The sequence below is a fragment of the Clostridium folliculivorans genome (genome assembly GCF_024341905.1).
GTDB classification, from domain to species: Bacteria; Bacillota; Clostridia; order Clostridiales; family Clostridiaceae; genus Clostridium_AR; species Clostridium_AR folliculivorans.
On the sequence record NZ_BQXY01000018.1, the window covers coordinates 1 to 24,747 of the forward strand.

Consider the following 24,747-nt stretch of genomic DNA (forward strand, 5'->3'; position numbering starts at 1 on the left):
GCTCTAGCAGCTGTTATATTCGGTAACTGGAAACCAAAAGGAACGCTACTTGCATGTTTACTATTTAGTTTTGCAGATGCATTCCAGTTAAAATCACAGCTACTTGGACTTAATCTTCCAACAGAAATATACTCAGTATTCCCTTATGTAATTACAATGATAGCATTAGCAGGATTTGTAGGTAAGACACAAGCTCCAGCAGCTGATGGTGTACCTTATGAAAAGGGACAAAGATAATTAACAGTAAAACAATTTAAGTAAAGTTATAAAAGTTAAGGATGCTTAAACCAATTATCTTTAAGCATCCTTGACCAAACTTATAAATATACGTTTTTTTGTAAAATTTGCTTAATAAACTGCATAAATTCATATAAAATGCTGTCGCTTTGTAGTATAATAACCATGCAGTCTTTTCAGTTAAAAGTGAGGGGGATAATATATGGGCACTACAATTAGTGATATTGCAAAAAAATCAGGAGTTTCTCTAGCAACAGTTTCGAGGGTTTTAAATAACTCAGGATACGTTAAGGAAGAAACAAGAACTAAGGTATTAGAAACAATAAAAGAGATGAACTATACTCCTAGTGCAATAGCAAGAAGTTTGTCTAAAAATGAGACCAATACTATTGGAGTGATAGTACCAGATATAACAAACTCTTACTTTGGAGAACTTATAAAAGGTATTAGTGAAGTGGCCGAAGCCTCAGATCTAAATATCGTACTTTTTAACACTGATGACAATCTTGAAAAAGAACTTAAGGCATTAACTGTAATAAAGGAGCATAGATTGAAAGGTGTAATTATGTCTCCAATGTTCGGTGAAAATGAATTTAATAGTAATTATGTTAACACCCTAGAGAACTTAAATATACCAATAATATTTGTTGTAGCAGATGTTAAGTATACAAGTTTTAATGGTGTTTTTGTTGATAATATAAAAGGTGGGTTTGATGCTACAAATCTCCTTATAAAAGAAGGTCATAAAAAAGTAGGCATAATAACAGGACTTTTAAGCTCAGAACCTGCAATGGATAGACTTATGGGTTATAAAAAAGCATTGGCCATGAACAATATCCCAATTAGAGAAGATTATATTTTTAAAGGTGACTTTAAGCTTAGCACGGGATATGACATAACTAAAAATGTATTGAATATGGAAGATGGTCCTACAGCTTTAGTTGTATGCAGCAATATGATGACTATGGGAGCAGTGAAAGCAACTTTTGATGAGAATAAAAAGATACCAAATGATCTAGCTATAGTAGGATTTGATAAGCTTGAATTCTTAGATATGGTTGGAATAAATATAACGTATATGGAAGATTGTCCAGAAGAACTTGGAAAGTCAGCTATGTACATGCTTAAAGAAGTAATAGATAATAAAGATGTAGCGGAGAAGAAGAGATTAACCATATCTCCAACAGTTATATTAAAGGGATCAGAAAAGAAAGTCTAGTTATCAAGTTCTATGTATATAACCTTATAAAGCTTGATAGCTAAAAATAATTACTTAAATAGAAAATAGTGATTTTTTGATAAGGGAGAATTTTTATATGAGAATGTATGATTTGATAATAAAGAAAAGAAATGGCGAAGAGCTTTCAACTGAGGAAATAAATTATTTTGTTGATGGATATACAAAAGGAACAATTCCAGACTATCAAGTTTCATCACTTTTGATGGCTATATATTTTCAAAAGATGAATATGAGAGAAACTTCAGACCTTACAATGGCTATGGTCCATTCAGGAGATATACTCGATTTATCAAAAATAGATGGAGTTAAGGTAGATAAGCATAGTACTGGTGGTGTAGGAGATACAACTACTTTAGTACTTACTCCTATGGTAGCTGCATTAGGTATTCCAGTAGCTAAAATGTCTGGTAGAGGGCTTGGACATACTGGTGGTACAATAGACAAATTAGAATCTTTTGATGGATTTTCAGTAGAAATAACAGAAGAACAATTTATAGAAAATGTAAATACTAAGAAGATTGCTATAATGGGTCAAACTGCTGATTTAGCTCCAGCTGATAAAAAATTATATGCACTTAGAGATGTTACAGGTACTGTTGATAATATATCATTGATATCTTCAAGTATAATGAGTAAGAAAATTGCAGCAGGTGCAGATGCTATCGTTCTAGACGTTAAGGTTGGAGACGGTGCATTCATGAAATCTTATGAGGATGCAAAAAAACTTGCAGAAGCAATGGTTAGCATAGGTAAAAATGTTGGAAGAAATACTGTAGCTGTTATTTCTGACATGGATCAACCATTAGGTCTTGCTATAGGAAATGCTCTTGAAGTAAAAGAAGCTTTAGATACTTTAAGTGGCAAAGGACCTAAGGACTTACTAGAACTATGTCTAGCTTTAGGAAGCAATATGGTTGTATTAGCTGGTAAAGCTCAAAATGTTGAAGAAGCTAAAGCTATGCTTTTAAAGACTATAGAAGATGGCTCAGCTACTCAAAAACTTAAGGAGTTTGTTGCAGCGCAAGGTGGAAATGCAGAACAAGTTACAAACCCAGAATTGCTTGCAAAAGCTAAGTTTGTTTATGAAGTAAAGAGCGATATAGAAGGTTATGTATCAAAGATAAACTCAGAAAATATAGGTCTTGTGGCTATGGAACTAGGGGCAGGAAGAGCTACTAAAGAAGATAGCATAGACTTAGCTGTAGGTATAGTTCTGAATAAAAAAAGAGGCGATAAAGTAGCTAAAGGAGATGTTTTAGCTTATATACATGCAGATGATGAAGCTAAAATAGAAAAGGCTGCTGCCGGAATATTAAGCAATTACAAGATATCAGAGACATATGAAGACAATATTCCTCTTATATATGATGTAATAAGATAAGCTTAGATATGAAGATTAAAAAATAAAACTTATACGTCTGCCAAAGTTTCCAAATATACATTGGCAAAGGCAGATGTGAAAAAAAGCTCACTGAAGAAGGTCGCTTCAGTGACTTTTTATAAGGGGATGTGTAAGCGCTTCCTCATGCCGTATAATTGATTATCAGAACTAGACTATTTAATGAAAGATATACTGAACTTATGTAAAAGCTATTTTCGATGATTCTATTAGGATCACTAGAGATAAAGAAAACTTGAAAATATAAATTCGATTGTAAGTAATGTGTCTATAAATGAGGAGAAAATGATGGTTTTAAATAATAAAAGAAACTTTTTTATAATAGATTTTTTTGTAGCATTTTTAGTTGTTTTTGGAGTGGTAATGTTTCTTCCTATGTTCCAAAGTCTCCAAAATATTTTTGGTGTAAGTGTATCAAGTATTGCCTGGCTACCTAATATAGGGTATCTTAGTATGATATTATTTCCTGCTGTGGCAGGAAAGGTAATGAGTAAGGTAGGAGCAAAAAAGTCACTACTTTTATTCATAGTGGTTTGGATAATAGGTATTTCGGTAGAAATAATAGCTTTGAATACTGTAAGTTACTTTATGTTTTGTGGTGGAAGACTAATAGAGGCATTAGCTGAAGCATCTTTTTTTCCTATATTACTTTCTATGAATAAAATAGTTATGAAGGAAGAAAAAGATGGGAAGTTAGGTTCAAGTTTAGTGGAGATAGGATCAGCTATTGGAGGGTTAGTTGCTGCGGTTGTAGCTGGACAATTCCTAAATTCACCTAAGACTTTCTTGCTTATTCCTATAGTTATTGGTGCTTTAACTTGGATATTTGTATTTTCTTCAATAAGTGAAATAAGAATTGAGGAAAACCACCAGTCAAGTAATGAGCTTTTGAATGTAAAAGAAAACAAACTTGATTATATAAGCTTGCTTTTCATGATATTCATGACACAAATAACTTTTGCAGCTTCTCAGGTCTATTTATCTTATTATATGGAGTCCTTTAATGCTTCAAATTCTACTGGATTAGTTATATCAATTGAGCAGATACTAATAGCTACAGGGGCAATGTCTCCAATGTTGCTGCTTAGATACTTTTCATTTAAGTCTATAAGAAATACTCTAATTGGAGTTTTTGTAGTTTGTTCAATTATATTATCACAGCATATTTCATTACCATTATCAATACTAGCTTTATCAGCAATATGTTTTATAGTTGGAATAGGTTTTTCAACTTTAAATATATATCTTTCAAAGACTGTAGTGACAAATGCTTCAGAAAAGATATCTTTTTATACTGCAGTAAGATTTGCAGGTGGATTTGCTTTATCCTTCTTCTGGGGAAATTATATAGATAAATATAAAGCTTTAGGATATAACTATATAAAGATATTTAATAATCTATATATGATGATGGCTGTTTTAGTAGTAATAATATCAGTGATAGTAATAATAATGCAAAATCCAAATAAGAAGTTTTGGAGTGAGAAGAATTAAATAGTAGTATCATAGATACACTATATAGAATATTATTCCAATTTGAGCTATAATTTTTGTTGAGAGAGTTAGTTATAAATTATTTGAAATAATACTATTTTAAAAGTTTCTCTATAAAACTATAAAATTTACAAAGACAAAAATAAAATTAATATAAATATAAGTACTTATAAAGTACTTCAATGGAGGTATGAAGATGAGCATTCATATAAATGCGAAAGAAGGACAAATAGCTGAAAGTATATTATTGCCAGGAGATCCGCTAAGAGCAAAATTTATTGCTGAAAATTTTCTTGAAGACGTTATCTGCTATAACGAAGTAAGAGGAATGTATGGATATACAGGAACTTATAAAGGAAAGAGAGTTTCAGTTCAAGGTACAGGAATGGGTATACCATCAATATCAATTTATGTAAGTGAACTTATACAAAGCTATGGGGTTAAGAATCTTATAAGAGTAGGTACTTGTGGTGGATATCAAGAATCTGTAAAAGTAAGAGATCTTATAATAGCTATGGCTGCATCAACAGATTCAAATATAAACAAAATTAGATTTAATGGAAGAGATTTTGCTCCAACAGCTAGCTTTAAGTTATTAAGAAAGGCTTATGACTTTGCGGTGGAAAAAGGCTTTGATCCTAAGGTTGGTAATGTATTTAGTTCAGATACTTTCTATGGAGATACTACTGAAGAGTGGAAGATATGGGCTAAGTTCGGCTGTTTAGGAGTAGAGATGGAAGCTGCTGCACTTTATACCTTAGCTGCAAAGCATGGTGTTGATGCATTAGCATTACTAACAGTAAGTGATCATTTTATATATGATGAAATAACTTCAGCAGAGGAAAGACAAACAACTTTCACAAATATGATTGAAGTAGCACTTGATACAGTACATTCACTATAGAATAAGATAAGTTGCTTTGAAATTAAGACGTCACTACTTCCGATACTTTAATGAGCTTCGCAAAGAATTAATATGATTTTCTCCGATTACATAGCTAAAACTGTATAACTCACTACGTTCAGACAATACAGTTTATTAACGCTATTACATCTTCGAAAATCATTTAATTCTAATAGCTTGCTCATATAGTATCTACGTAGTGACGTCTTAATTTCACCATAATATTAAATTCAATGTAATTTAAGTAAATATAAAATGAAGGTGAACACAATTCTAAAAAACTTATCTCATTACCAACTCTTCTGCACAGATACTTTAAGAAACTGATACGTGAAAAAATTCTAGTTAAATTACAATAAAATCATATAAAAAGGTATAAAGAGTATGCTCAATAAAGTGGTTGTAACAGTCATAAGACTAGCATATTTATGATTAGCTCCAAAGCTTTTTGCAACTATTGCGGTGTTTGTCATAACTGGCATTGCAGCTTGAATTATAAATACGTTTTTCATAAGTGGAGGTATAGGGAAGTATAAGCATAGTAGAAATACAAGTAATGGAGATACTAAAAATCTTCCTATAAATAATGCAATCATATCTTTATTTATTTTTACTTCTTTGAAATCTACAGAATGCATAGTAATTCCTATAAAGAGCATGGATAATGGAGTGGTAAGTCCACCTACATATTTGCAAGTATCCATTACAAACCTTGGAGGAGTAATATTTAACATTATTAGAACTAGGGCAAATATAAAGCCCATAAGTGGTGGAGAAATTAATCTTTTTAAGGTTGCACTAGAAAATATCTTACTACATTTACCTCTTGTTCCATCCTTACTTATATCATAAACGCCTAAAGTCCAAAAGAATGTAGTATTTGCTATATAGTAAAGTAATACATAAGGAACACTTGATTCTCCGAAAAGAGCTAGATTTACAGGCAGTCCTACAAAAATCGAACTAGAAACAAAAAACATAGAACGGAAAGTACCGGCGCTTTTATCATCTATTTTTAATGTCTTAGAAACTAGAATTGCTATAAAGTATCCAGCTGCCATAGAGACGAATGGAATGATAAGTCCACTCCCTAAATGGATCAATTTATCTTTACTAAAATTATTCATAAGATCAACAAGCATAAGGCAGGGCAAAGCTATATTGCATACTAGCTTAGAGAAGATTTTTGAAGCTTCATCATTTAGCCAGCCCTTTGAAGTTAATAAATATCCTATAATTATCATTATTACTATACTTAGAATGCTTTGTAACGCATTTAAAAAAATCATAATTAGCCCCCGAAAATTATATGTTTTTTGAAAATATATCTTCTTGGGTTATTATAACAGAATGAAATAGATAATAAAAATACTTAATAATTATCATATTTATACATAAATAGGTATAAATTTAAACAATCATTAAGTAAAATGAGCTTTTTTTGTATTTGTATACGATTGCTGAGCTGAAAATAAGGTGCCTCTCTATCTAATACTTTGATGAGCTTTGCAGAGAATCATTTAATTCTAACTGCTTACTCATATGGTATTTGCAGAGTGACACCTTAATTTGTAGTATAATATTAAAAAACAATACTTCTTAAATCTCAAATATCTCTAAAAAGCGTTTTGCTGGAGCTGATAGATATTTATCTTTCATCCATATGATACCAGTCTTTGTAATTAGAGATGGTTCGTCTATATCTTTAAATACTAAATTAGAGTTTTTAAGCAAACCTACCCAATCCTTAGGTAAAATAGCTACGCCCATGCCTTTATTAGCCCAGGTTAAAAGTGATCTGGTATCTTCTATCTTACAGAAAATATTAGGGTCAAAACCAGCATTATAGCAAGCTTCAACTATATTTTTCTCAAACCTTCTATTTACAAGCAGTGGCTTGTTGGCAAGTTCAGTTATTGGAATCTGCTTTGTTTTTTCGTCCCAATATATATTGCCTTTAGTTGCAGCAACCATTGGAGCACTTTCTAAATATATTGATTCAAAGCCTTCTGAATTTACTGGAGTACGTATTATTCCTATCTCTATGAAACCATCAGTAAGAAGCTTTAATATTTCCTTAGTATTTCCTTCTCTTATATCAAAGGTTATACCTGGGTATTTGTCGTAAAAACTCATTATCTTATTAAGTAACAGAGTATCTCCTTCAGAGGAAATTGTTCCAATAGATAAAGTTCCGTTAACACCATCCTTTATATCTTTTATTTCTTTAAGGGTAGTATCCATTAGCTCAATCATCTGCTCGCAGCGGTTTTGAAGTATTTGTCCAGCGCTAGTTATTTGAAATTTTCTAGTACTTCGCTCTATCAATTTAACACCAAGCTCATCTTCAAGCATTTTTAGCTGTTGACTTAGATGAGGTTGAGCGATGTGAAGCTTTTTGGAGGCTTTAGTTATATTGCCTTGTTTAACAATTTCCATGAAATAAGTAAGTTGCTTAAAATCCATGTATATGTATTCCTTTCTAATTTGAGGTTAACGTTTATTTATTTTAATTTTATCAATAAGTAAATTAATATAAGTTCTTGCAGCTTATGGGTAGAGCTTGTTATGTGTAGCTTAACCTTATATTCTTTAAAGCTATTGATATAAGTCTCCGGCTAAATTTTCTAATCTTTCATAATCTAATATTACTAGTGAGTTGCCATTTCTAGCTATAATTTTCTGATCACATAATTTATTTATTATCCTAAGCAAGTGCCTGTAGCTTGTGCCTAAAAGCTCAGCAATTTCAGTAAAACGCTCAGCTACAATCCCTTTTAGACTAGTTGAAAGATCTTCTTCACTAGATATGGCAAGCATATAACTTGCAAGTCTATTCTCTAAAGGATAAAGAAGATTTATAGAATTAGATACTGCAGAAGTAGCAAGTTTTTCAGAAAGACTTTTACATATATGCCTTAAAAATATGGCATCATCTTTAGCGTACTTCCTTATCACATCTAGTGAAATTCCTATAAAGGTACAACTGTGTACCGCTTCCACATTGCAATTAGCAGTGCTTTCACTTATAAATTCTAAATCTCCCATGACCATTAAAGGATTATAGAACCTTAAAAGAAGTGACTTACCATTTTGAAGTAAGGTATAAACCTTGCATTTGCCTTTAACTAGGAAATAGAAATATTCAATTTCCTCATTTGATCTATATACAAGTTCACCTTTTTCAAAGATGTGTATTTCCATATGTGTGGTCATGTCACTGCTAAAATATGAATCTATATTATGAAGATCCTTAAAAGCTTCGATAGTTGACCTGTTATTAATTTTAATTATATAGAACACCTCCATGGTGTGTAAATAAAAGTACCTATCTATATTATAGACAATAACCATAAATAAAAAAATAGAAAAGTGACATATGTCATATGATAAACTCTTTTATTTTGATATCTTAAGTTATGGATAACCGATAAGTTTAGATTAAATATAAACTATGTTGAAATTAAGTGGTTATTCATCCGATGCTTTAATGAGCCTAATATCGGATATCAGAAAAATAATTTAGGGGGACAAATAAAAATATGTATAAGTTATTTACTGTTGTTATAGGTTTTATCATAACTATAATGATTAGTTTTAATAGTGAACTTCAAGCGAGGGTTGGAAATAATCTTTCTTTAGTAGTAATTCATTTAGTAGGACTTATAAGTGTAATAATTGTTATGGTAGTTAAGAAAGAAAAGTTTTCTATGGACCTTCATAAGGTACCGTTATATCTGCTAAGTGCAGGATTAATTGGGGTAATGGTGGTTCTGATAAATAATCTGACCTTTTCTAAAGTTGGAGCATCACTTTCAATATCTTTAGGAATGGTTGGTCAGCTTACTGCTGCTACGGTTATAGATCATTTCGGTCTTCTTGGAATGAAAAAGTATAGCTTTGAAAAAAAGAAGCTACTAGGATTTGCTTTTATAATTCTTGGGATAGTAGTGATGGCTTTATATTAGGGAGGGATTTCAGATGTTAAATATTTTGTTGACAGTTTTAGGGGGAGCCTTTGTTACCCTCTCAATGATAATAAATGGGAAGCTAGCAGAAAAGATAGGTGGACTTAAGGGAACTCTTATAAATTATATAACAGGTCTTTCCTTTTCCTTGCTGTTATATATAATAATAAGATCTACTGGAACAGCAGCACCGATGACAGAAATAAATATAAATAGTATACCTATATATGCTTACCTTGGAGGATTATTAGGAGTCGTAGTAATAGTTTTATCTAATAAGGTTATTCCTAAGATCCCAGCTATTTACTCTATGGTACTTATTTTTGTTGGACAAATTGTGATGGGAATGGTTATAGATTATTTTAGCTTTCATAAGTTTTCAATGGGTAAGTTTATTGGAGCTTTATTTATAATTTTAGGAATAGTATATAACTTTAATGTGGATAAGAATGTAGCTAGTAGTAAAGAGGTAGAGGTATAATTTTATTAACTATTGAAGTAAGTATTTATAATATGAAGTTTATCATAGGCGAACTTTAACAGGTTCGCTTTTTATTTTTATTAAACCTAAACAGTGCAAAGTATATTGCACGAGTCAACATCAGTTATTTTCTTATAGATTGCAATAAAACCATATAAATATTTAACTATACAACTATTTATATATTTAAATATTTATATATTTATTTAATCATATAATTATAAAATTATATGAATATATAGTATTTATGCGCCTTGCAAGGTAATTCCATTTGAAAAGCAGATACACATAAGATATAATCAGAGATAGTGTGAACTGCTTGACGTATTATAGATAAACAGATAGTAACTCTTAATAATTTTGCATTAAAAGTTTAAGGGGAAGCTTCTAAAGAGTTCCTATGTATAAATAGATAATTGAGCTAGGAACTCCATATAATAAGATCATTCACAAAGAAAGGAATTAATAGATGAATCTTTTAACCATAGAGAACGTATCAAAAAGTTATAGTGAAAAGAAACTTTTTAATAATATAAGCTTTGGAATAAATGAAGGAGATAAGATTGGTATCATTGGTGTAAATGGTACTGGTAAAACTACTTTTCTAAAGGTAGTATCGGGAGTAGAAGTTCCTGATGAAGGAAAGGTAGTGAAGGGCAACTCAGTAAGAATGGAATACCTTTCTCAAAGTCCAGATTTTAATCCAGAGTCAACGGTACTAGAGCAAGTATTTAGAGGGGATACTCCTTTAATGAAGCTTATAAGACAGTATGAAAAAGCGATGGAAAGTCATACTGCTACCGGTGAGGAGATAATGAAACTTACGAGCCAAATGGATAGCATGAATGCTTGGAGTATAGAGAGTGACGCAAAGGCCATCCTAAATAAGCTTGGAGTTTTAGACTTTAACGCAAAGGTAGGTAATCTTTCTGGAGGACAAAGAAAGAGGATAGCTTTAGCTGCCGTTCTTATAAGTCCTTGTGATTTATTAATATTAGATGAGCCTACAAACCATCTAGATAACGATACTATAGATTGGCTTGAACAGTACCTTAATAAAAGAAAAGGTGCACTTCTTATGATAACTCATGATAGATATTTCCTAGACAGAGTTGTCAATGAAATAATAGAACTTGATAAGGGCAACCTTTATACTTATAAAGGAAACTACAGCGAATTCTTAGAGAAAAAAGTAGAACGTGAAGAGATGGAATTTGCCAGTGAAAAGAAGAGACAAAATCTTTTGAGAAAAGAATTGGCTTGGATAAGAAGGGGTGCTAAGGCTAGAAGTACAAAGCAGAAGGCCAGAATAGATAGATTTGAAGAACTAAGCGAGCAGAAATTAGATATAGATAATTCTAAGGTTGAAATCTCTGTAGCAAGTACTCGTCTTGGAAAGAAAGTAATAGAAGTAAATAACATAAGCAAGTCTTTTGGTGATAGAAAACTTATTGATGACTTTAGTTATATATTACTTAGAGATGATAGAGTAGGGATAATAGGCCCTAACGGAATGGGTAAATCCACTTTGATAAATATAATAAGTGGAAAGCTTAAACCAGATAGTGGTGATGTGGAAGTTGGTGAAACAGTTAAGATAGGAGCATTCTCTCAAGAAACTTATCATATGGATGATTCTTTAAGAGTTATTGATTATATAAGAGAAGGTGCAGAATTCATATCCAATGAAGAGGGATATAAGTTAAGTGCATCTCAAATGCTTGAAAGATTTAAGTTCCCGCCAGCAGATCAATGGACTCCAATATCAAAACTGTCAGGTGGAGAAAAGAGAAGACTATATCTACTTAGAGTTTTAATGGAAGCTCCAAATGTTCTTATATTAGATGAGCCTACCAATGACCTTGATATAGAAACTCTTACAATACTTGAGGACTACTTAGATGAATTCCCAGGAGCAGTTATATCAGTATCCCATGATAGATACTTCTTAGATAGGATGGCAACTAAGATATTCTCATTTGAAGGTAATGGAAAGGTGGTTCAGTACACAGGTAACTACACTGACTATAAAGAAGATAATAGACAAAAAGATATCAACAGTTCAGAAGAAAAGAATAAGAAAACTGTTGATAAAAAAGCAGAAGCTGTGGATAGTAATCAAGGTAAGAAAAAAGAAAGAGCATTAAAATTCTCCTTTAAAGAACAAAGAGAGTATGACGAAATAGACGAGGTTATAGCAGGAATAGAAGAAAAGATAAGTGAACTGGAAAGTAAGATAAATGCAGCCAGCACAAACTATTCTCTTCTGCAAGAACTTATAGCAGAAAAAGAAGAAACAGAAAAGCTTCTAGAAGAGAAGATGGATAGATGGGTTTATCTAAATGATCTTGCTGAGAAGATAAATGAAGGTAAATAATATATAAAGACTAGCAATAATGTGATTTTAGGTACACATTGTTGCTAGTCTTTTAAGTTCTTACAAACTGATGCTTTAGGCAATGTTACAAGCTTTGAATATGACAAAGACAATAGACTTATATCCAAAACAGATGCAGAAAATAATAAGTCAAGTCAAACCTATGATAATGTAGGAAATGTAGATACTAGAACAGATGCAAAAGGGAACAAGACTGTTTACAGCTATGATGAACTTAACAGATTAAAGGCTGTATTAAATGCAAAGAGTGAATCTACTACCTACACTTATGATAACAATGGAAATATGTTAGAGCAGACAGATGCAAAGGGCAATAAGACAATCTATGAATATAATGCTGGTAACAAGGTTTCAAGAATAGTAGCACCTAAGGGTAAAACTATAAGTGGAACAACAATAACTTATGATGCAACTAAGGTTCAAGAATTTACTTATTATGAAAATGGCAATGTTAGGACTCACAAGGATCAAAATGGTGTAGTTACTCAGTATAGCTATGATATTTTCGGTAGAGAAACTTCTGAGATAACTCCAACAGCTACAATATCCTTTGAGTATGACAAGAACGGTAACCAGACTAAGATGACTGATTCTACTGGTGTTACCTTAAGAGAATATGATGCTCTAAACAGAGTTATAACTAAAACTGTTCCAAACATAGGTAAGAGCACATACCTTTATGATGTTAAAGACGGAGTGAACTTAGGTTTTTATGCCGAAGTTTCAAATGATCCAAAAGCAAATGCAGTTAAGAAGGTATACGATAAATCTGATAGATTAGTGAAAGTTATCGATGGAACTAGTACTACAGCTTATGAGTATTATGACAACGGGGCTAAGAAGAGTACAGTATATCCAGATGGATCAAGAGAAGATTATCAATATAACAAGAATAATACTTTAAAAACTCTTGTTAATAAAAATAATAACGGAACTGTAATAGAAAGCTTTAGCTACACTTATGATACAGCAGGAAATATTTCTTCTAAGACAGATAAAAAGGGACAAACTAATTACGAGTATGATGCTTTAAATAGAGTTACAGTAGTTAAAGAACCAGGTGGAAAAAATACAAGCTATACTTATGATTTAAGTGGTAACAGACAAACTGAGACAGTAGTTCAGAATAATGTTACTAACATAACAACTTATAGCTATGATGAACAAAACCGCTTGACTCAAACTACTAAAATGCAGGACACTACAGTATTAGGTTACAAGAAGTATTTCTATGACAACAATGGAAATGTTACAAAAGAAGTAGCAGGACTTGCAAACTTCGTAGTACCACAAGCAGTAAGTGCAAGAGTAGCAGATATTTATAACAGTCCAGAAAAGACTTACGATATAGTAAACTCAGAGATAAAAGATAAGGTTGTAGCTAAGACTGTAACTACATTAATAAGCAGCTCAATAGCAGCAGACAATACACAGTTTAATGAAAAAATAGTACAATATAGCTATGACAACTTTAATCAGTTAACAGAAGCAAAAAATGATGCAGGAACAATCTTAAAAAATACTTACAATGGTGAAGGTCTAAGAGTAAGTAAGGAACAAGGAGCTCAAAAGACAAACCTTCTATATGAAGGAAATCAAGTAGTACTTGAAGTAGATGGAGCTACTGGAACAGAAAAAGCAAGAAATGTATATGGAAACAATCTAATAAGCAGAAAATCAGGAACTACAACAGCGTACTACATGTACAACGGACATGGAGATGTTACAAACTTATTAGATGGAAAAGGAGGAATAATAGGAAGCTACTATTATGATGCCTTTAGAAATGTACAAGAAAATACATCAACCTTCAGCAACCCATATAGGTATGCAGGCTATCAGTATGATGAGGAAATCGGAAAATACTATCTACTAAATAGAATGTATGACCCGGAATCAGCAAGATTCATGCAGGAAGATACCTATAGAGGAAATGCAAATGATCCACTAAGCTTAAATCTATATACTTATGTAAATAACAACCCAATGATCTATGATGATCAAAATGGACATTGGCCAAGCTTTATAGATAACTTTGTAAGTGGCGTAAAGAGTGCAGCTAGTAGTGCTTGGAGTTATGTAAAAGAAACTGCAAGTAATATTTATAATACTGTAATTAACCTTCCATCTACCATATCTAGTGGATTTAATTATGTAAAAGATACTGTATACAACTGGGGAAAACAGACAGTAAATAATATAAGAAAAACATACAATACTGCAAAAACGGTATATAATAAGGTTGTAAAACCAGTGGTAACGAACTATGTGAAACAAAAGGTAGAAGAAGTAAAGACAGGAATAGCGGTTAAGGCTGGAGAAGTAGCTAATTTTGTGAAGAATATAAACGTGCCGCAGTTAGTATTTGGTGGAATATCTGTAGGAGTTGGAGCACTAGCAACTGTAACAGGAGTTGGACTAATGGCTGTTCCAGGACTTCAACTTGTAGGAGCAGGAATTATAGCCGCAGGAGTAGGCAGCATCGCCTACGGTGCAGGAGAAATGCTTGATTCCACTGCACATATCAACCCTATAAGAGACTTCGCTGTAACTAAGCTTGGAATGTCAAATGTGGAATATGATCTTACAGGAGCAGTACTCACAGGAATAAGTGGATATGGAATAGCAGGTTATGGAGGATTAGCAGCAGCAGGAAGAGCTGCTATGAAATCGCAAGCTAATAATTCTGAAGTTAAGAATGAGGTGATTCCACAGGCTGTTGCTGGAGATAATAAAGGTAGCTTCTTAAAGGGAATACCTAATGTTGAAAATGATGTTACAAGCTTATCATACCAGGGGGCGGGTAATGCTGAAAGACAATTACTAAGTGGTTCAGAATGGAATGAATATTTTAAGCAAACCTATGGTTCTGAAAATGTTGAGTGGGTGACCAAGAACAAGGCAAGCTTTGGGTCAAGAAATTTATTAGAAGGACATTTTGATAAACATGGTAGTGAGTTTGGAGGAATATATAGTAACGCAGATGAATATTTACAAGGAGCAAAGGATGTAATGAATAATGGATATAAGGTAGAGTATGATTACAAGGTTACAGATAAGTGGGGTATGAAGGTTCCAGAGCAAAGAACTGGTTATATGAGGTTCATGGGGAATAACAGAAAAGGCGAAGCAAAATTTGAATTCGTTGGAACCAATAATAGAGGAGATATAACAACGTATCATACTGAGAGTGGAAAGACCTTATGGAAATTATTAAATGGTTCAAATACTGATAAGACAATTAATCCAGTAAAGTAAGGAGGAGATTATTTGAAATATTTAGTTACTGTTGAAAGTTTTAATAGTCTAATCGAGGAAGAAGTCATAGTGAATATTGATGGACAACAGATTAGATGTTTTATGCCATACGGAAGTGAAAGTGAGATAGAAATAGGAAATCAATATTATGCAGACATTGAAGTAGAAATATTTAATGATTTAGATATTAAGGTAGTTGAAGAAAGTTTAAAAGAAATGCAATGTATAAATCAAACTTTTGCATATTACATTACAGGAAAGCTAAATATAGATAATAGTAAAATTGAATCGGCAATAGATATTTATTTAGATGGAGAAGATTTATATGATTATGGTTGTTATGACAGTAAATATATTAAATTAAAGGTAGAGAGATTTAATATTGAGTTTGATGAATAATATAGGTGACTACAAAATTAAATATTATCTAACTTCATAAATAATAACTATTCATAAACATATGAAAATTAATAAATAATATAAGAAAAGTTACTGTATAATCTAAATAATGCAGTGAAAGAAAGACTAGATGAACTAGCTGAAAAATAAGTAAGCTAGTTCATTGATTTTTATAGTGATAAAATAGTGTTAGATGTTGAAGATACTCAACTCTACCACTAAAAAATAATAAGACAGACTCTGCCCTAAGGAAGAGCTGATGATGTGTAGTGGATTCTATTTTAATAAGTAAAGAATTTAAAAATAGAAGTAGATACAGAATTAAAGAAAAGTCTAAAAGTGTTATAAACTCAATTAGGTTAATAAATATCTATTATTATAATTATGAAAGTCAATGTTTCTAATGAAGAAATGTTGGCTCTTTCTTTATGTAAACAAATTGAAAGGGATAAGTATACTATATCAAGTAATTAAAGATTTAGAAGCAAGTTACTGGAATTCCATTTATTCTATTTATAAACTAACTATTAATAAATTATTAATAACTACGATTATTAAATTATGGATTATATGTAAATTAATAATTATAAGGGAAGAGTATTACAATTACTAAAAGCATTATTCCATAAGTGGATGTATCTTATTAAAAAACCATAGATAAAGGCAAATTTATTGAAAGATAAAGACGCAAAGCTACGGGCCTAAGGCATTTTAAATGCTAAGGCAGCCGGGTTACCTAAGTGGTATATTTCATTTATATATTCTATGAAATCTATTCACATGTCTAAAATTCAATATGCTCATATCTATGGACTTATTAGGGGGTGTAGGATGAAAAGAAACGTTCTAATAAGGGCCATATGTATCTTTTTGATTTTCTCTAATTTACTTTTTTCTTCAAATGATGTACTCGTATATGCCGCTGAAAACTTAGCAAAGCAGCCGCAAAAGGGAGAATATTACGGGAAAGACATCAATAAAGAAACTGAAAAAGTAAGTTCTGTAAGTCAGACTGGCAACAAATCTACGAAGGCTCTTAGAAAACCAAGTGTAACTAAACCAAAGAAAGAAGAAACTTATACTAAGGATAAGGAAGTATTAAGTAAAAGAACAGCTAATAGTAAGACTTATAAGCTGGATAAAAAAACAGAAGTACAACAAATCTTCTTTGACAAGGTGAACTTTAAAGATGAGAAGGGAAACTACCAAGAGGTTGATAATACTCTAAACCTAAATAGTAGTGGCGGATATTATGAGAATAAAGCCAATGACTATAAGGTAAATCTTCCAACTGAAATTACTAAGGATAAAGGTGTAGCAATACAAAAAGGAAAATTCTCTATCACATTGTTTCCTACAGAAGGAGATTTTTCTAGAAGTGCAGCTGCAGAAAACTCAGTTTTATATAATGATGTTTTTGATGGTGTAGATTATCAATACACTGCAAATTCAGATAGTGTTAAGGAAGATATTATCCTTAATCGCTATGTTGACAAATCTACATTTAAATATGCAGTTAGCACCAAGGGATTAACGCTTAAAGAAGAATTCAATTCAATAAGAGGATATGAAGCAGGTAAACAACAGCCTACTATTATACTAAGTGCTCCTGTAATGACTGATGCCTCTGGAAAAACTAATAATAACTTAACCATAAAGCTAGAAAAGAAATTGTTTGGCAAAGATATTATAACTGTGACAGTAGATGAAAACTGGCTTAAAGCACCAGAGAGAGCTTATCCAGTGAAAATTGATCCTGATACTGGTTTTGTTAATTCTGAAATCAATGTAACCTGTGCTGAAGAAAATGCACCTAATACCAACACGTTGAATAACGGCTATAGCTATGTTGGAATGGATGATGGTGTGAAATCAGGGAACAATTCAAGTATAACAAATGGGTTTCAGAAAACTAGGACTTATCTTAAGTTTGATGTTAATGCTAAGGTTCCTAAAGAAGCTACAATTACCTCAGCAACTCTTGAGATGTTTCAATCTACTTCCTTTGGAAATAATGACAGAGAAGTTGGCTTATATAGCGTTGATGATAGCTATGATATAACTAGATTAACTTGGAATAACCAACCTAAGAATAAAACCTTTTATTCTTCTGCAATGGTAACGCCTAATGCACATGCTGTTGATTTTGATATTAAGCAAATAGTAAGTGATTGGGTAAATGGAAAAGCAAACAACGGAATACTTTTGCAATATCTAAATGAAACTCAACAATGTGAAGCTTTTTCAACAGATAAAAATCAATATACAACTCAGAGACCATCCATTAAAATATTCTACGAATTTGTAGATGGTGTAGATACTAACATGCCTTTTGGTGCTCCAAATATAAACTTAAGACCAATTACTGAACACGATAGTGAAGGAAGTCTTAAAGTTGATGGAATCTCTATAGATGGATTAGTAAAGCCAACCTCTACAGTAAACTACGAGTTAGATGTTGAAAATCCGGACTTTAAAGGTAGTGCAGAGGCTAGCTATATCTACAAATATCCTGATGGTGCTATGTACTCCAGTCTTTTCCCTAAAGCTTATGTTTATAAGGGAAAGGATAGTAACTGGCAGGCGGATAAAATACTGACACCAAAGCTTAATCAGCTTTACAGGATTAAAGCTACTGCAACCTTAGATGGACAAACTAGTGATACAGGCTATAGTGATTATTTTCAGATTTATCAAGTTCAAGCTAAGGACACTATACCTTACATAGCAAGCTTTTATGGTGTTCCTAATTCTGTGATAATGAGTGATAACAGAGTTGGAGATACACTGCTTGTGGAAGGAAACACTCTTTTCATAAGAAATCCTAAGAAAAATGCAGGTAAGCCATATACACCTCCATCTTTAACGGATGCGAGAAAAAAAGAGATAGATAGTGCACTTATGGGAAGAAAGAAGCATTGTATTTATGGTTTCGAGCCAATAAACTTGCTTACTGGTAACTTCTTATATGAAGCTGATGATGCTAGTGCAACTGATTTTAATGGAGATTTCTCCATAAAAAGAACCTATAATGCAATGGAAGAAACCCATGACGGATATTTTGGAGTGAAGTGGGACTTTAACTTTAACAAGTCTTTATCAGCACTAGTAGATGGAACTATAATATTCAGTCAAGGTGACGGAAGCACTATTTACTATAGAAAAGGCAGTGATGGAAGCTATAGTGGACCTGTAGGAGAAAACCTAAAGCTTTCTTTAGTAAATGATGATAGTAGGAAAAATATAGGTTATCAAATAACTGATGGTATAACAACATACCTATTTAACAAGATGGGGCTTCTAGATTCTCAAATTGATGAAAAAGGTAATACTACAAAGTTAACCTATAATGAAGACTACAAGCTAACCAGCATAACTTCACCTTCAGGAAAGGTTTTTGGAATAACTTTAAGTGATGAAGGTAGGATAAGTGCAATAACACTGCCAAATCAAAGTGTTTTAAAGTATAGCTATGATGGAAATGGAAATTTAGTTTCTTATATAGATGCTAACGGACATGAAACTAAGTACCAGTATGATGAGAAGGGAAGAATGGTATCCTTCACTGATGCTAAGGGAAATAAATCTGTGGTTAACACTTACGATGATCAAAATCGTGTTACTGTTCAAGAAGATACTCAAGGTAAGAAAATATATATAAGTTACTACGATGGATACAGTGAAACAATAGATGCTAACGGTAATAAAACACAATACTATTATGATTCACAGTACAGAATAACTAAAACCGTAAAGCCAGACGGAACTGTAGAAACCTTAAGCTATGATAACAATAATAACGTAAAGTCCTCTACAGATGCTTTAGGACATACTACTACTTATGAGTATGATGACAGAGGAAACAAACTTAAGGAACATAGATTTGATGGGAAAGTTAAGACCTTTGAGTATGACAGTAAGGATAATCCTATATCAATTACTGACTTTGAAGGAAATACTACTACAATGACCTATGACGGCAATGGAAACCTACTAAAGGTTACTGCGGCGGACCAGTCTACTTATGAATATACTTATAATAGCAATAACCAAGTAGCTACAGTAAAGGACCCAACAGGTAAGACTTATAAATACGAATATGATGGAGCCAATGTATCAAAAGCTACTGATGCAAAGGGAAATGTATATAAGTATTATTATAATGCTATGGGTAAGGTTATATCTGTAGAAGATCCACTAGGTAAGATAACTAGAATATCTTATGATGGTAAAGGCAATGAATTAAGCACCATTTTACCAGACGGAGGAATTGTAGCCTATACTTATGACGCTAATGATAACAAGGATTCTGTAACTGATGGTAACAAAAATGTATCAAAGTTTGAATATGATAACCTAAATAGAGTAATTAAATCTATAGATCCTTTTGGCAATATAACTACCTATGCTTATGATGCCAATGGTAATAATATAGAAGAAAAAAATCCGGCAGGATATACGAAAAGCTATCAATATGATAAGTTGAACAGATTAATAAAAGTTATAGACGGTGAGGATGGAGAGACAACTTACGAAAGAGATGCTTTAGGAAATATCCTCTCTGTAACGGATCCAAATGGCAACAAATCTGCCTATACCTATAATTATGCTGTAAACAAGGTAGAGAAAACTGTAGGACCAAAAGGACAGACTTTAGTAAATAAGTACGATGATGAAGGTAATCTATTAGAATTAACACTGCCTGATGGTAATGCTAAGAAGTATAAGTATGATAATCTATATAGATTAATACAGTTTACAGATACAAATGGAGTAGTGACAGATACTACTTATGATAACTTAGGTAGGATTTCCTACATGAAGGATAGCTTAGATAGAGAGTACTACTATAACTATGACGATAATGGAAATCTAATTAATACAAAGGACCCTTTAGGTTATATAGTAAGCTACACCTATGACGGGAGGAACCAATTAACTTCATTAACTGATGAAGAAGGGAAAATTACAAATTATAGCTACACTGATACAGGTAATTTAAAGGCTGTGACAGATCCGCTTGGAAGTACAAAATCCTATGAGTATGATTTAAGTGGTAATTTAAAGGCAGAGATTTCACCAAATGGTGGTAAACAAATATATAATTACGATGGATTAAACAGATTAACCTCTATTGAGGATCCCCTTAAAAATATTACCCAGTATGTTTATGATAAGGCAGGCAATGTTGCTAAGATGATAGACCCGCTAGGTAAGGAAACTAATTATGAGTATAATGGCAATAAGCTCCAAACGAAGATAACTGATGCCTTAGGCGAAGTTGTTCAGATGAAGTACGACAAAAACGGTAACTTAACTAGTATAGTATATCCAAATGGTGATACAGTAGCTATGTCATATGATGAAAGCAATAGATTAACTTCTGAAACTGATGCTGCAGGGGTTAAGAAAAACTATACTTACGACATCATGAATAGAGTAATAAGCCAAGAGGATACTGCAGGAAACAAGCTTTCAAATGTTTATGATGATAAGGGAAGGCTTATAGAGCAGAAGGATGTAATTGGTAGAACAATAAAGTACAGCTATGATTTAGCTGGCAATATAACTGCCAAGGTTGGAACAGATGGCAATACAACTACCTACGTGTATGATAAAAGAGATAGAGTAGTAAAGGTTACTGATGCAGAAGGCAAGATCACTACTATTACCTATGATGGATTAAACAGAGTAACAGGAAAAGTAGAGCCTGAAAATAAAAAATATCAGTATCAATATGATGCTGTAGGAAACCTTATTAAAGCTATAGATCCACTAAACTATACGACTTCCTATGCATATGACAAAAATCAAAACCTAACTGAAGTGATAAATGCAAAGGGAGCTTCTAAAAAATATCAATACGACGCGTTAAACAAACTAACTAGCTTTATAGATGAAAAAGGAAACACTACAGCCTTAACTTATGATGCTAGAGGAAGTTTAATAAAAGTCCAAGACCCTATGAACAATGTCACTCAGTACAAGTATGATGCCTTAAATAGATTAGAAATGAAGGTAGACGCTTTAGGCTTTGATACTCAGTACCAATATGATAGCTTAAACAATATGACAGCTCAAATTGATGCTAAAGGAAATAAGACAAGCTATGAATATAATAAGCATGGGCTGCAAACAAAGAAAATAGACCCTTTAGGTGGGATAACAGAGTTCCAATATGACTTAAATGATAGACTTATTACTCAAGTTAATCCTATGGGTGAAAAGTACAGCTATTCCTATGATAAGGTTAGAAGAATAACTTCAATTACTGATCCAGAAGGATATTCAAAGAATTTTAGTTATGATGAATTTAGCAATTTATCAATGGAAGCAGACTCAGAAGGAAGCACTACAACTTACACTTATGATAAGATGCATAGGCTTTTAACAGAAAAAAATACTGTTGGAAATGTAACTTCTTATGCATACAATACTGCAGGAAATTTAAACTCTGTAAAAGAGCCAAATGGCAATATGAGCTTATATGAATATGACGCTTTAGATAGAGTTAATAAAACCACAGATCCTGAAGGTAATGTTACAAAGGTAGAGTATGATTCCCTAGGAAATGTTACGAAAGTAACTCAACCAGGAAATAGAGATTACAAGTATACTTATGATGCTGCAAGCAATCTTGAAAGCGAAACAAATCCTTTAGGAGAAACCACTACTTATACTTATAATAAAAACAACTTGGTAGATTCGGTTACTAACCCAATTGGAAGCAAAACTACTTATAAATACAATGCTCTAAACTTGCTTTCAGAAACAGCTAATCCAGTAGGAGGAATTACTAAGTATGATTATGATAAGAATCAAAATCTAGCTTCAGTAACAGATGGAAATAACAATAAAACATCTTATTCTTATGATGAATTAAACAGATTAGTAAAGGTAGCAGATCCAAGAGGCAGCGAAACTAAATATAGTTACGATAAGTCAAGTAATCTTGTTTCAATGGTAAATGGTAATGGAAATGAGACAAAATATAGCTATGATAAGGTTGGAAGACTTACATCTGTAGCTAATCCCCTTGGAGAAAAAGAAAACTTTACTTACAATCCAGTAGGTACTTTATCAAGCCATACAAAGCCTGATGGAACAAAGACAAACTACGATTATGATAAGCTTAACAGGCTTGTATCAAAAGAGTATAGAGATGCTGAGGGTGACAAGGTAGAAGGCCAAGATGTAAGCTATGAATACGACATAAGTGGAAACCGTACTAAGATGATAGGTTCAGAAGGTGAAACAGACTATAGCTATGATAAGATGGGAAGACTTACCCTAGTTGGTTTTGCATCAGGAGAAGAAGTAACCTATGAATTTGACAACTTAGGAAGAAAATCTAAGGTAATCTATCCAGACGGAAAGTATGTAAAATACAACTATGATGTATTAGATAGATTAACCTATGCAGAAAACTGGAATGGTGAAAAGACCTATTATAGCTATGATAGTGCTGGAAGAAGAAAAGAAGCGTTGCTTCCAAATGGAACTAAGGTAATCTACACTTATGACGCATCAGATAGAATCACAAAGCTTGAAAACAAAAATAAGGATGGAGTAATTATATCCAGCTTTGAATATCAGTATGATAAGAATGGCAACATCATAAATGAAAAAGCTGTACATGAAGATGAAAGTTATGTAAGAACTTATGGCTATGATGGTTCAAATGAAATCATATCCTTTACTGAGGAAAGTCATGAAGAGGATGGAAAAGTTGAAACCACCAAATATGATTATAGCTATGATAAAGCAGGGAACCGTATAGCAGTACAAGTAAAAGATGATGATGAGGCTGATACTGAGACTACTACTTATACTTATAATGCAGGAGACGAGTTAGTCAGTGAAAAGACTGGAGATACAAATATTAAATATGAGTATGACAAGAATGGAAACAGACTTAAAAAGATTCGTCCTGGTCAAAAAATAGAGTACTATGAGTATGACTTAGAAGATAGACTAGTTCAGCTTACTAATCCAAAGGGAGAAGTACTTACCTTTGGATACGATAGTGACGGTAACAGACTATTCTCAACCTATGGTGTATACTTCAAACCTCAACCAGTTAAAGATGGAGATAGTGGAAGTGATGATTCCTCTGGTGATGGTTCAGCTTCAGGAGACAATATTTCTAATAGTGAATCAAACTCTGGTGCTAATCCACCAAAGGATGGAAGCAAAGATAATAATGGAAGTGCTTCAGGTAATAATTCTAATGTAGGATATCCACAAAACCCTAATAACGGAAATCACTACGGTTATGAAAAAGGAGACAATCCTCATCAAGAGGTGGCAGTAGCTAATTCAACTAGCAGTAGTACTAGTGCTGAAGAAAAGAAAGCAAATGATGTTGCAAAGGCTGATAGTGCTAAGGAAGATAGCAAATCTTCTAAAGCTAAAGAAGAAGCTAAAACTGATAAATCCTTCTTCACAAAGGTTGGAGAAAGTATAAAGAGTGCTGTTAACTATATAGTAAGTTTGGCTAAAAAAGCAGTGGACAGCATAGTTGGTTTCTTCAAGTGGTTATTCGGAGGTTCTAGCGAAAAACAACAAGCTTTAGGAGGAATCTTCTTCGGAGCAAAGGTTGATAAAGATAATGAAAAGCTAGATGGTAAAGGAAATAATAATAGCAATAATAGCAGTAACAACGGAAAAAATGATAATGGCTCAAGCAATGGAAATGGTAAGGATAATGGTAATAATGGAAAAGGCAATAACAAAGGAAACAATGGTAAGCACTTAGGTTGGTACAAGAGAGCAGACCATCCAAAGAATCCAGGAAGCCAAGATCCACTAGACACACCAGAAAATTATGAGATAATAAATTATATAAACGATGTGTCTCTAGAAAATCCAGAAGTATTGATGACTTCAGATGTAGATGGTAACTATACTAATGCATATACTTATGGATTAGACAGAATATCAATAGATAAACTATCACCAGATAGTGA

13 protein-coding genes, 1 pseudogene and 1 riboswitch are annotated in these 24,747 nt (G+C 32.5%); of the genes and pseudogenes, 11 read left to right on the forward strand and 3 right to left on the reverse strand.

The genetic code is table 11. The features are described from left to right. The 5 genes and pseudogenes from OCU55_RS23245 to deoD all read left to right on the forward strand — a co-directional run. Positions 1-237: pseudogene (locus OCU55_RS23245) on the forward strand (ABC transporter permease); the annotation flags it as partial. A 202-nt stretch (positions 238-439) separates the two neighbouring features. Further along, entirely contained in the window at positions 440-1,456 is a 1,017-nt protein-coding gene (locus OCU55_RS23250; RefSeq protein ID WP_261854650.1) for a LacI family DNA-binding transcriptional regulator, read from the forward strand. 97 nt (positions 1,457-1,553) lie between these two features. Next, on the forward strand, positions 1,554-2,858 hold the full coding sequence (locus OCU55_RS23255) for a pyrimidine-nucleoside phosphorylase (RefSeq protein WP_261854651.1): 1,305 nt from the start codon (positions 1,554-1,556) through the stop codon (positions 2,856-2,858). Between the two features lie 303 nt (positions 2,859-3,161). Then, on the forward strand, positions 3,162-4,370 hold the full coding sequence (locus tag OCU55_RS23260; protein ID WP_261854652.1) for an MFS transporter: 1,209 nt from the start codon (positions 3,162-3,164) through the stop codon (positions 4,368-4,370). Positions 4,371-4,566: 196 nt separating this feature from the next. Beyond that, positions 4,567-5,274: a purine-nucleoside phosphorylase gene (deoD, locus tag OCU55_RS23265; RefSeq protein WP_261854653.1), complete on the forward strand. Its 708-nt coding sequence runs from the start codon at positions 4,567-4,569 to the stop codon at positions 5,272-5,274. A gap of 350 nt (positions 5,275-5,624) precedes the next feature. Here the strand turns inward: deoD and OCU55_RS23270 are convergent, their stop codons facing one another. From OCU55_RS23270 to OCU55_RS23280, 3 genes are all read right to left on the reverse strand, one after another. Further along, positions 5,625-6,563 (reverse strand): AEC family transporter, encoded by a 939-nt coding sequence (locus tag OCU55_RS23270; RefSeq protein ID WP_261854654.1) that lies wholly within the window; start codon positions 6,561-6,563, stop codon positions 5,625-5,627. 310 nt (positions 6,564-6,873) lie between these two features. Next, positions 6,874-7,740, reverse strand: coding sequence for a LysR family transcriptional regulator (locus OCU55_RS23275; protein WP_261854655.1), 867 nt, complete (start codon positions 7,738-7,740; stop codon positions 6,874-6,876). Positions 7,741-7,872: 132 nt separating this feature from the next. Beyond that, positions 7,873-8,478 carry a cyclic nucleotide-binding domain-containing protein gene (locus OCU55_RS23280; RefSeq protein ID WP_261854656.1) on the reverse strand — a complete coding sequence of 202 codons (606 nt, stop codon included), beginning with the start codon at positions 8,476-8,478 and terminating at the stop codon, positions 7,873-7,875. Between the two features lie 338 nt (positions 8,479-8,816). Between OCU55_RS23280 and OCU55_RS23285 the strand changes: the two genes are divergently transcribed. The 6 genes from OCU55_RS23285 to OCU55_RS23315 all read left to right on the forward strand — a co-directional run. Further along, positions 8,817-9,242 (forward strand): DMT family transporter, encoded by a 426-nt coding sequence (locus OCU55_RS23285; protein ID WP_261854657.1) that lies wholly within the window; start codon positions 8,817-8,819, stop codon positions 9,240-9,242. A 13-nt stretch (positions 9,243-9,255) separates the two neighbouring features. Then, positions 9,256-9,723, forward strand: a complete 468-nt coding sequence (locus OCU55_RS23290; protein WP_261854658.1) for a DMT family transporter — start codon at positions 9,256-9,258, stop codon at positions 9,721-9,723. A gap of 469 nt (positions 9,724-10,192) precedes the next feature. Then, positions 10,193-12,100 carry an ABC-F family ATP-binding cassette domain-containing protein gene (locus OCU55_RS23295; RefSeq protein WP_261854659.1) on the forward strand — a complete coding sequence of 636 codons (1,908 nt, stop codon included), beginning with the start codon at positions 10,193-10,195 and terminating at the stop codon, positions 12,098-12,100. A 120-nt stretch (positions 12,101-12,220) separates the two neighbouring features. After that, positions 12,221-15,379: an RHS repeat-associated core domain-containing protein gene (locus OCU55_RS23990; protein WP_486598821.1), complete on the forward strand. Its 3,159-nt coding sequence runs from the start codon at positions 12,221-12,223 to the stop codon at positions 15,377-15,379. Positions 15,380-15,391: 12 nt separating this feature from the next. Continuing rightward, the gene (locus tag OCU55_RS23310) at positions 15,392-15,778 is read left to right on the forward strand and encodes a hypothetical protein (protein ID WP_261854660.1); all 387 of its coding nucleotides are present in this window, start codon (positions 15,392-15,394) and stop codon (positions 15,776-15,778) included. A gap of 652 nt (positions 15,779-16,430) precedes the next feature. Further along, positions 16,431-16,518, forward strand: a riboswitch (cyclic di-GMP riboswitch). Positions 16,519-16,609: 91 nt separating this feature from the next. Further along, positions 16,610-24,747, forward strand: an 8,138-nt coding sequence (locus OCU55_RS23315; RefSeq protein ID WP_261854661.1) for a DNRLRE domain-containing protein, incomplete at its 3' end; no start/stop codon positions are given.

Excerpts from the sequence above, each read along its gene's own strand:
- OCU55_RS23250 (WP_261854650.1), top strand. The coding sequence starts at position 440 with ATGGGCACTACAATTAGTGATATTGCAAAAAAATCAGGAGTTTCTCTA.
- OCU55_RS23255 (WP_261854651.1), top strand. The coding sequence starts at position 1,554 with ATGAGAATGTATGATTTGATAATAAAGAAAAGAAATGGCGAAGAGCTT.
- OCU55_RS23260 (WP_261854652.1), top strand. The coding sequence starts at position 3,162 with ATGATGGTTTTAAATAATAAAAGAAACTTTTTTATAATAGATTTTTTT.
- deoD (WP_261854653.1), top strand. The coding sequence starts at position 4,567 with ATGAGCATTCATATAAATGCGAAAGAAGGACAAATAGCTGAAAGTATA.
- OCU55_RS23270 (WP_261854654.1), bottom strand. The coding sequence starts at position 6,563 with ATGATTTTTTTAAATGCGTTACAAAGCATTCTAAGTATAGTAATAATG.
- OCU55_RS23275 (WP_261854655.1), bottom strand. The coding sequence starts at position 7,740 with ATGGATTTTAAGCAACTTACTTATTTCATGGAAATTGTTAAACAAGGC.
- OCU55_RS23280 (WP_261854656.1), bottom strand. The coding sequence starts at position 8,478 with ATGGAAATACACATCTTTGAAAAAGGTGAACTTGTATATAGATCAAAT.
- OCU55_RS23285 (WP_261854657.1), top strand. The coding sequence starts at position 8,817 with ATGTATAAGTTATTTACTGTTGTTATAGGTTTTATCATAACTATAATG.
- OCU55_RS23290 (WP_261854658.1), top strand. The coding sequence starts at position 9,256 with ATGTTAAATATTTTGTTGACAGTTTTAGGGGGAGCCTTTGTTACCCTC.
- OCU55_RS23295 (WP_261854659.1), top strand. The coding sequence starts at position 10,193 with ATGAATCTTTTAACCATAGAGAACGTATCAAAAAGTTATAGTGAAAAG.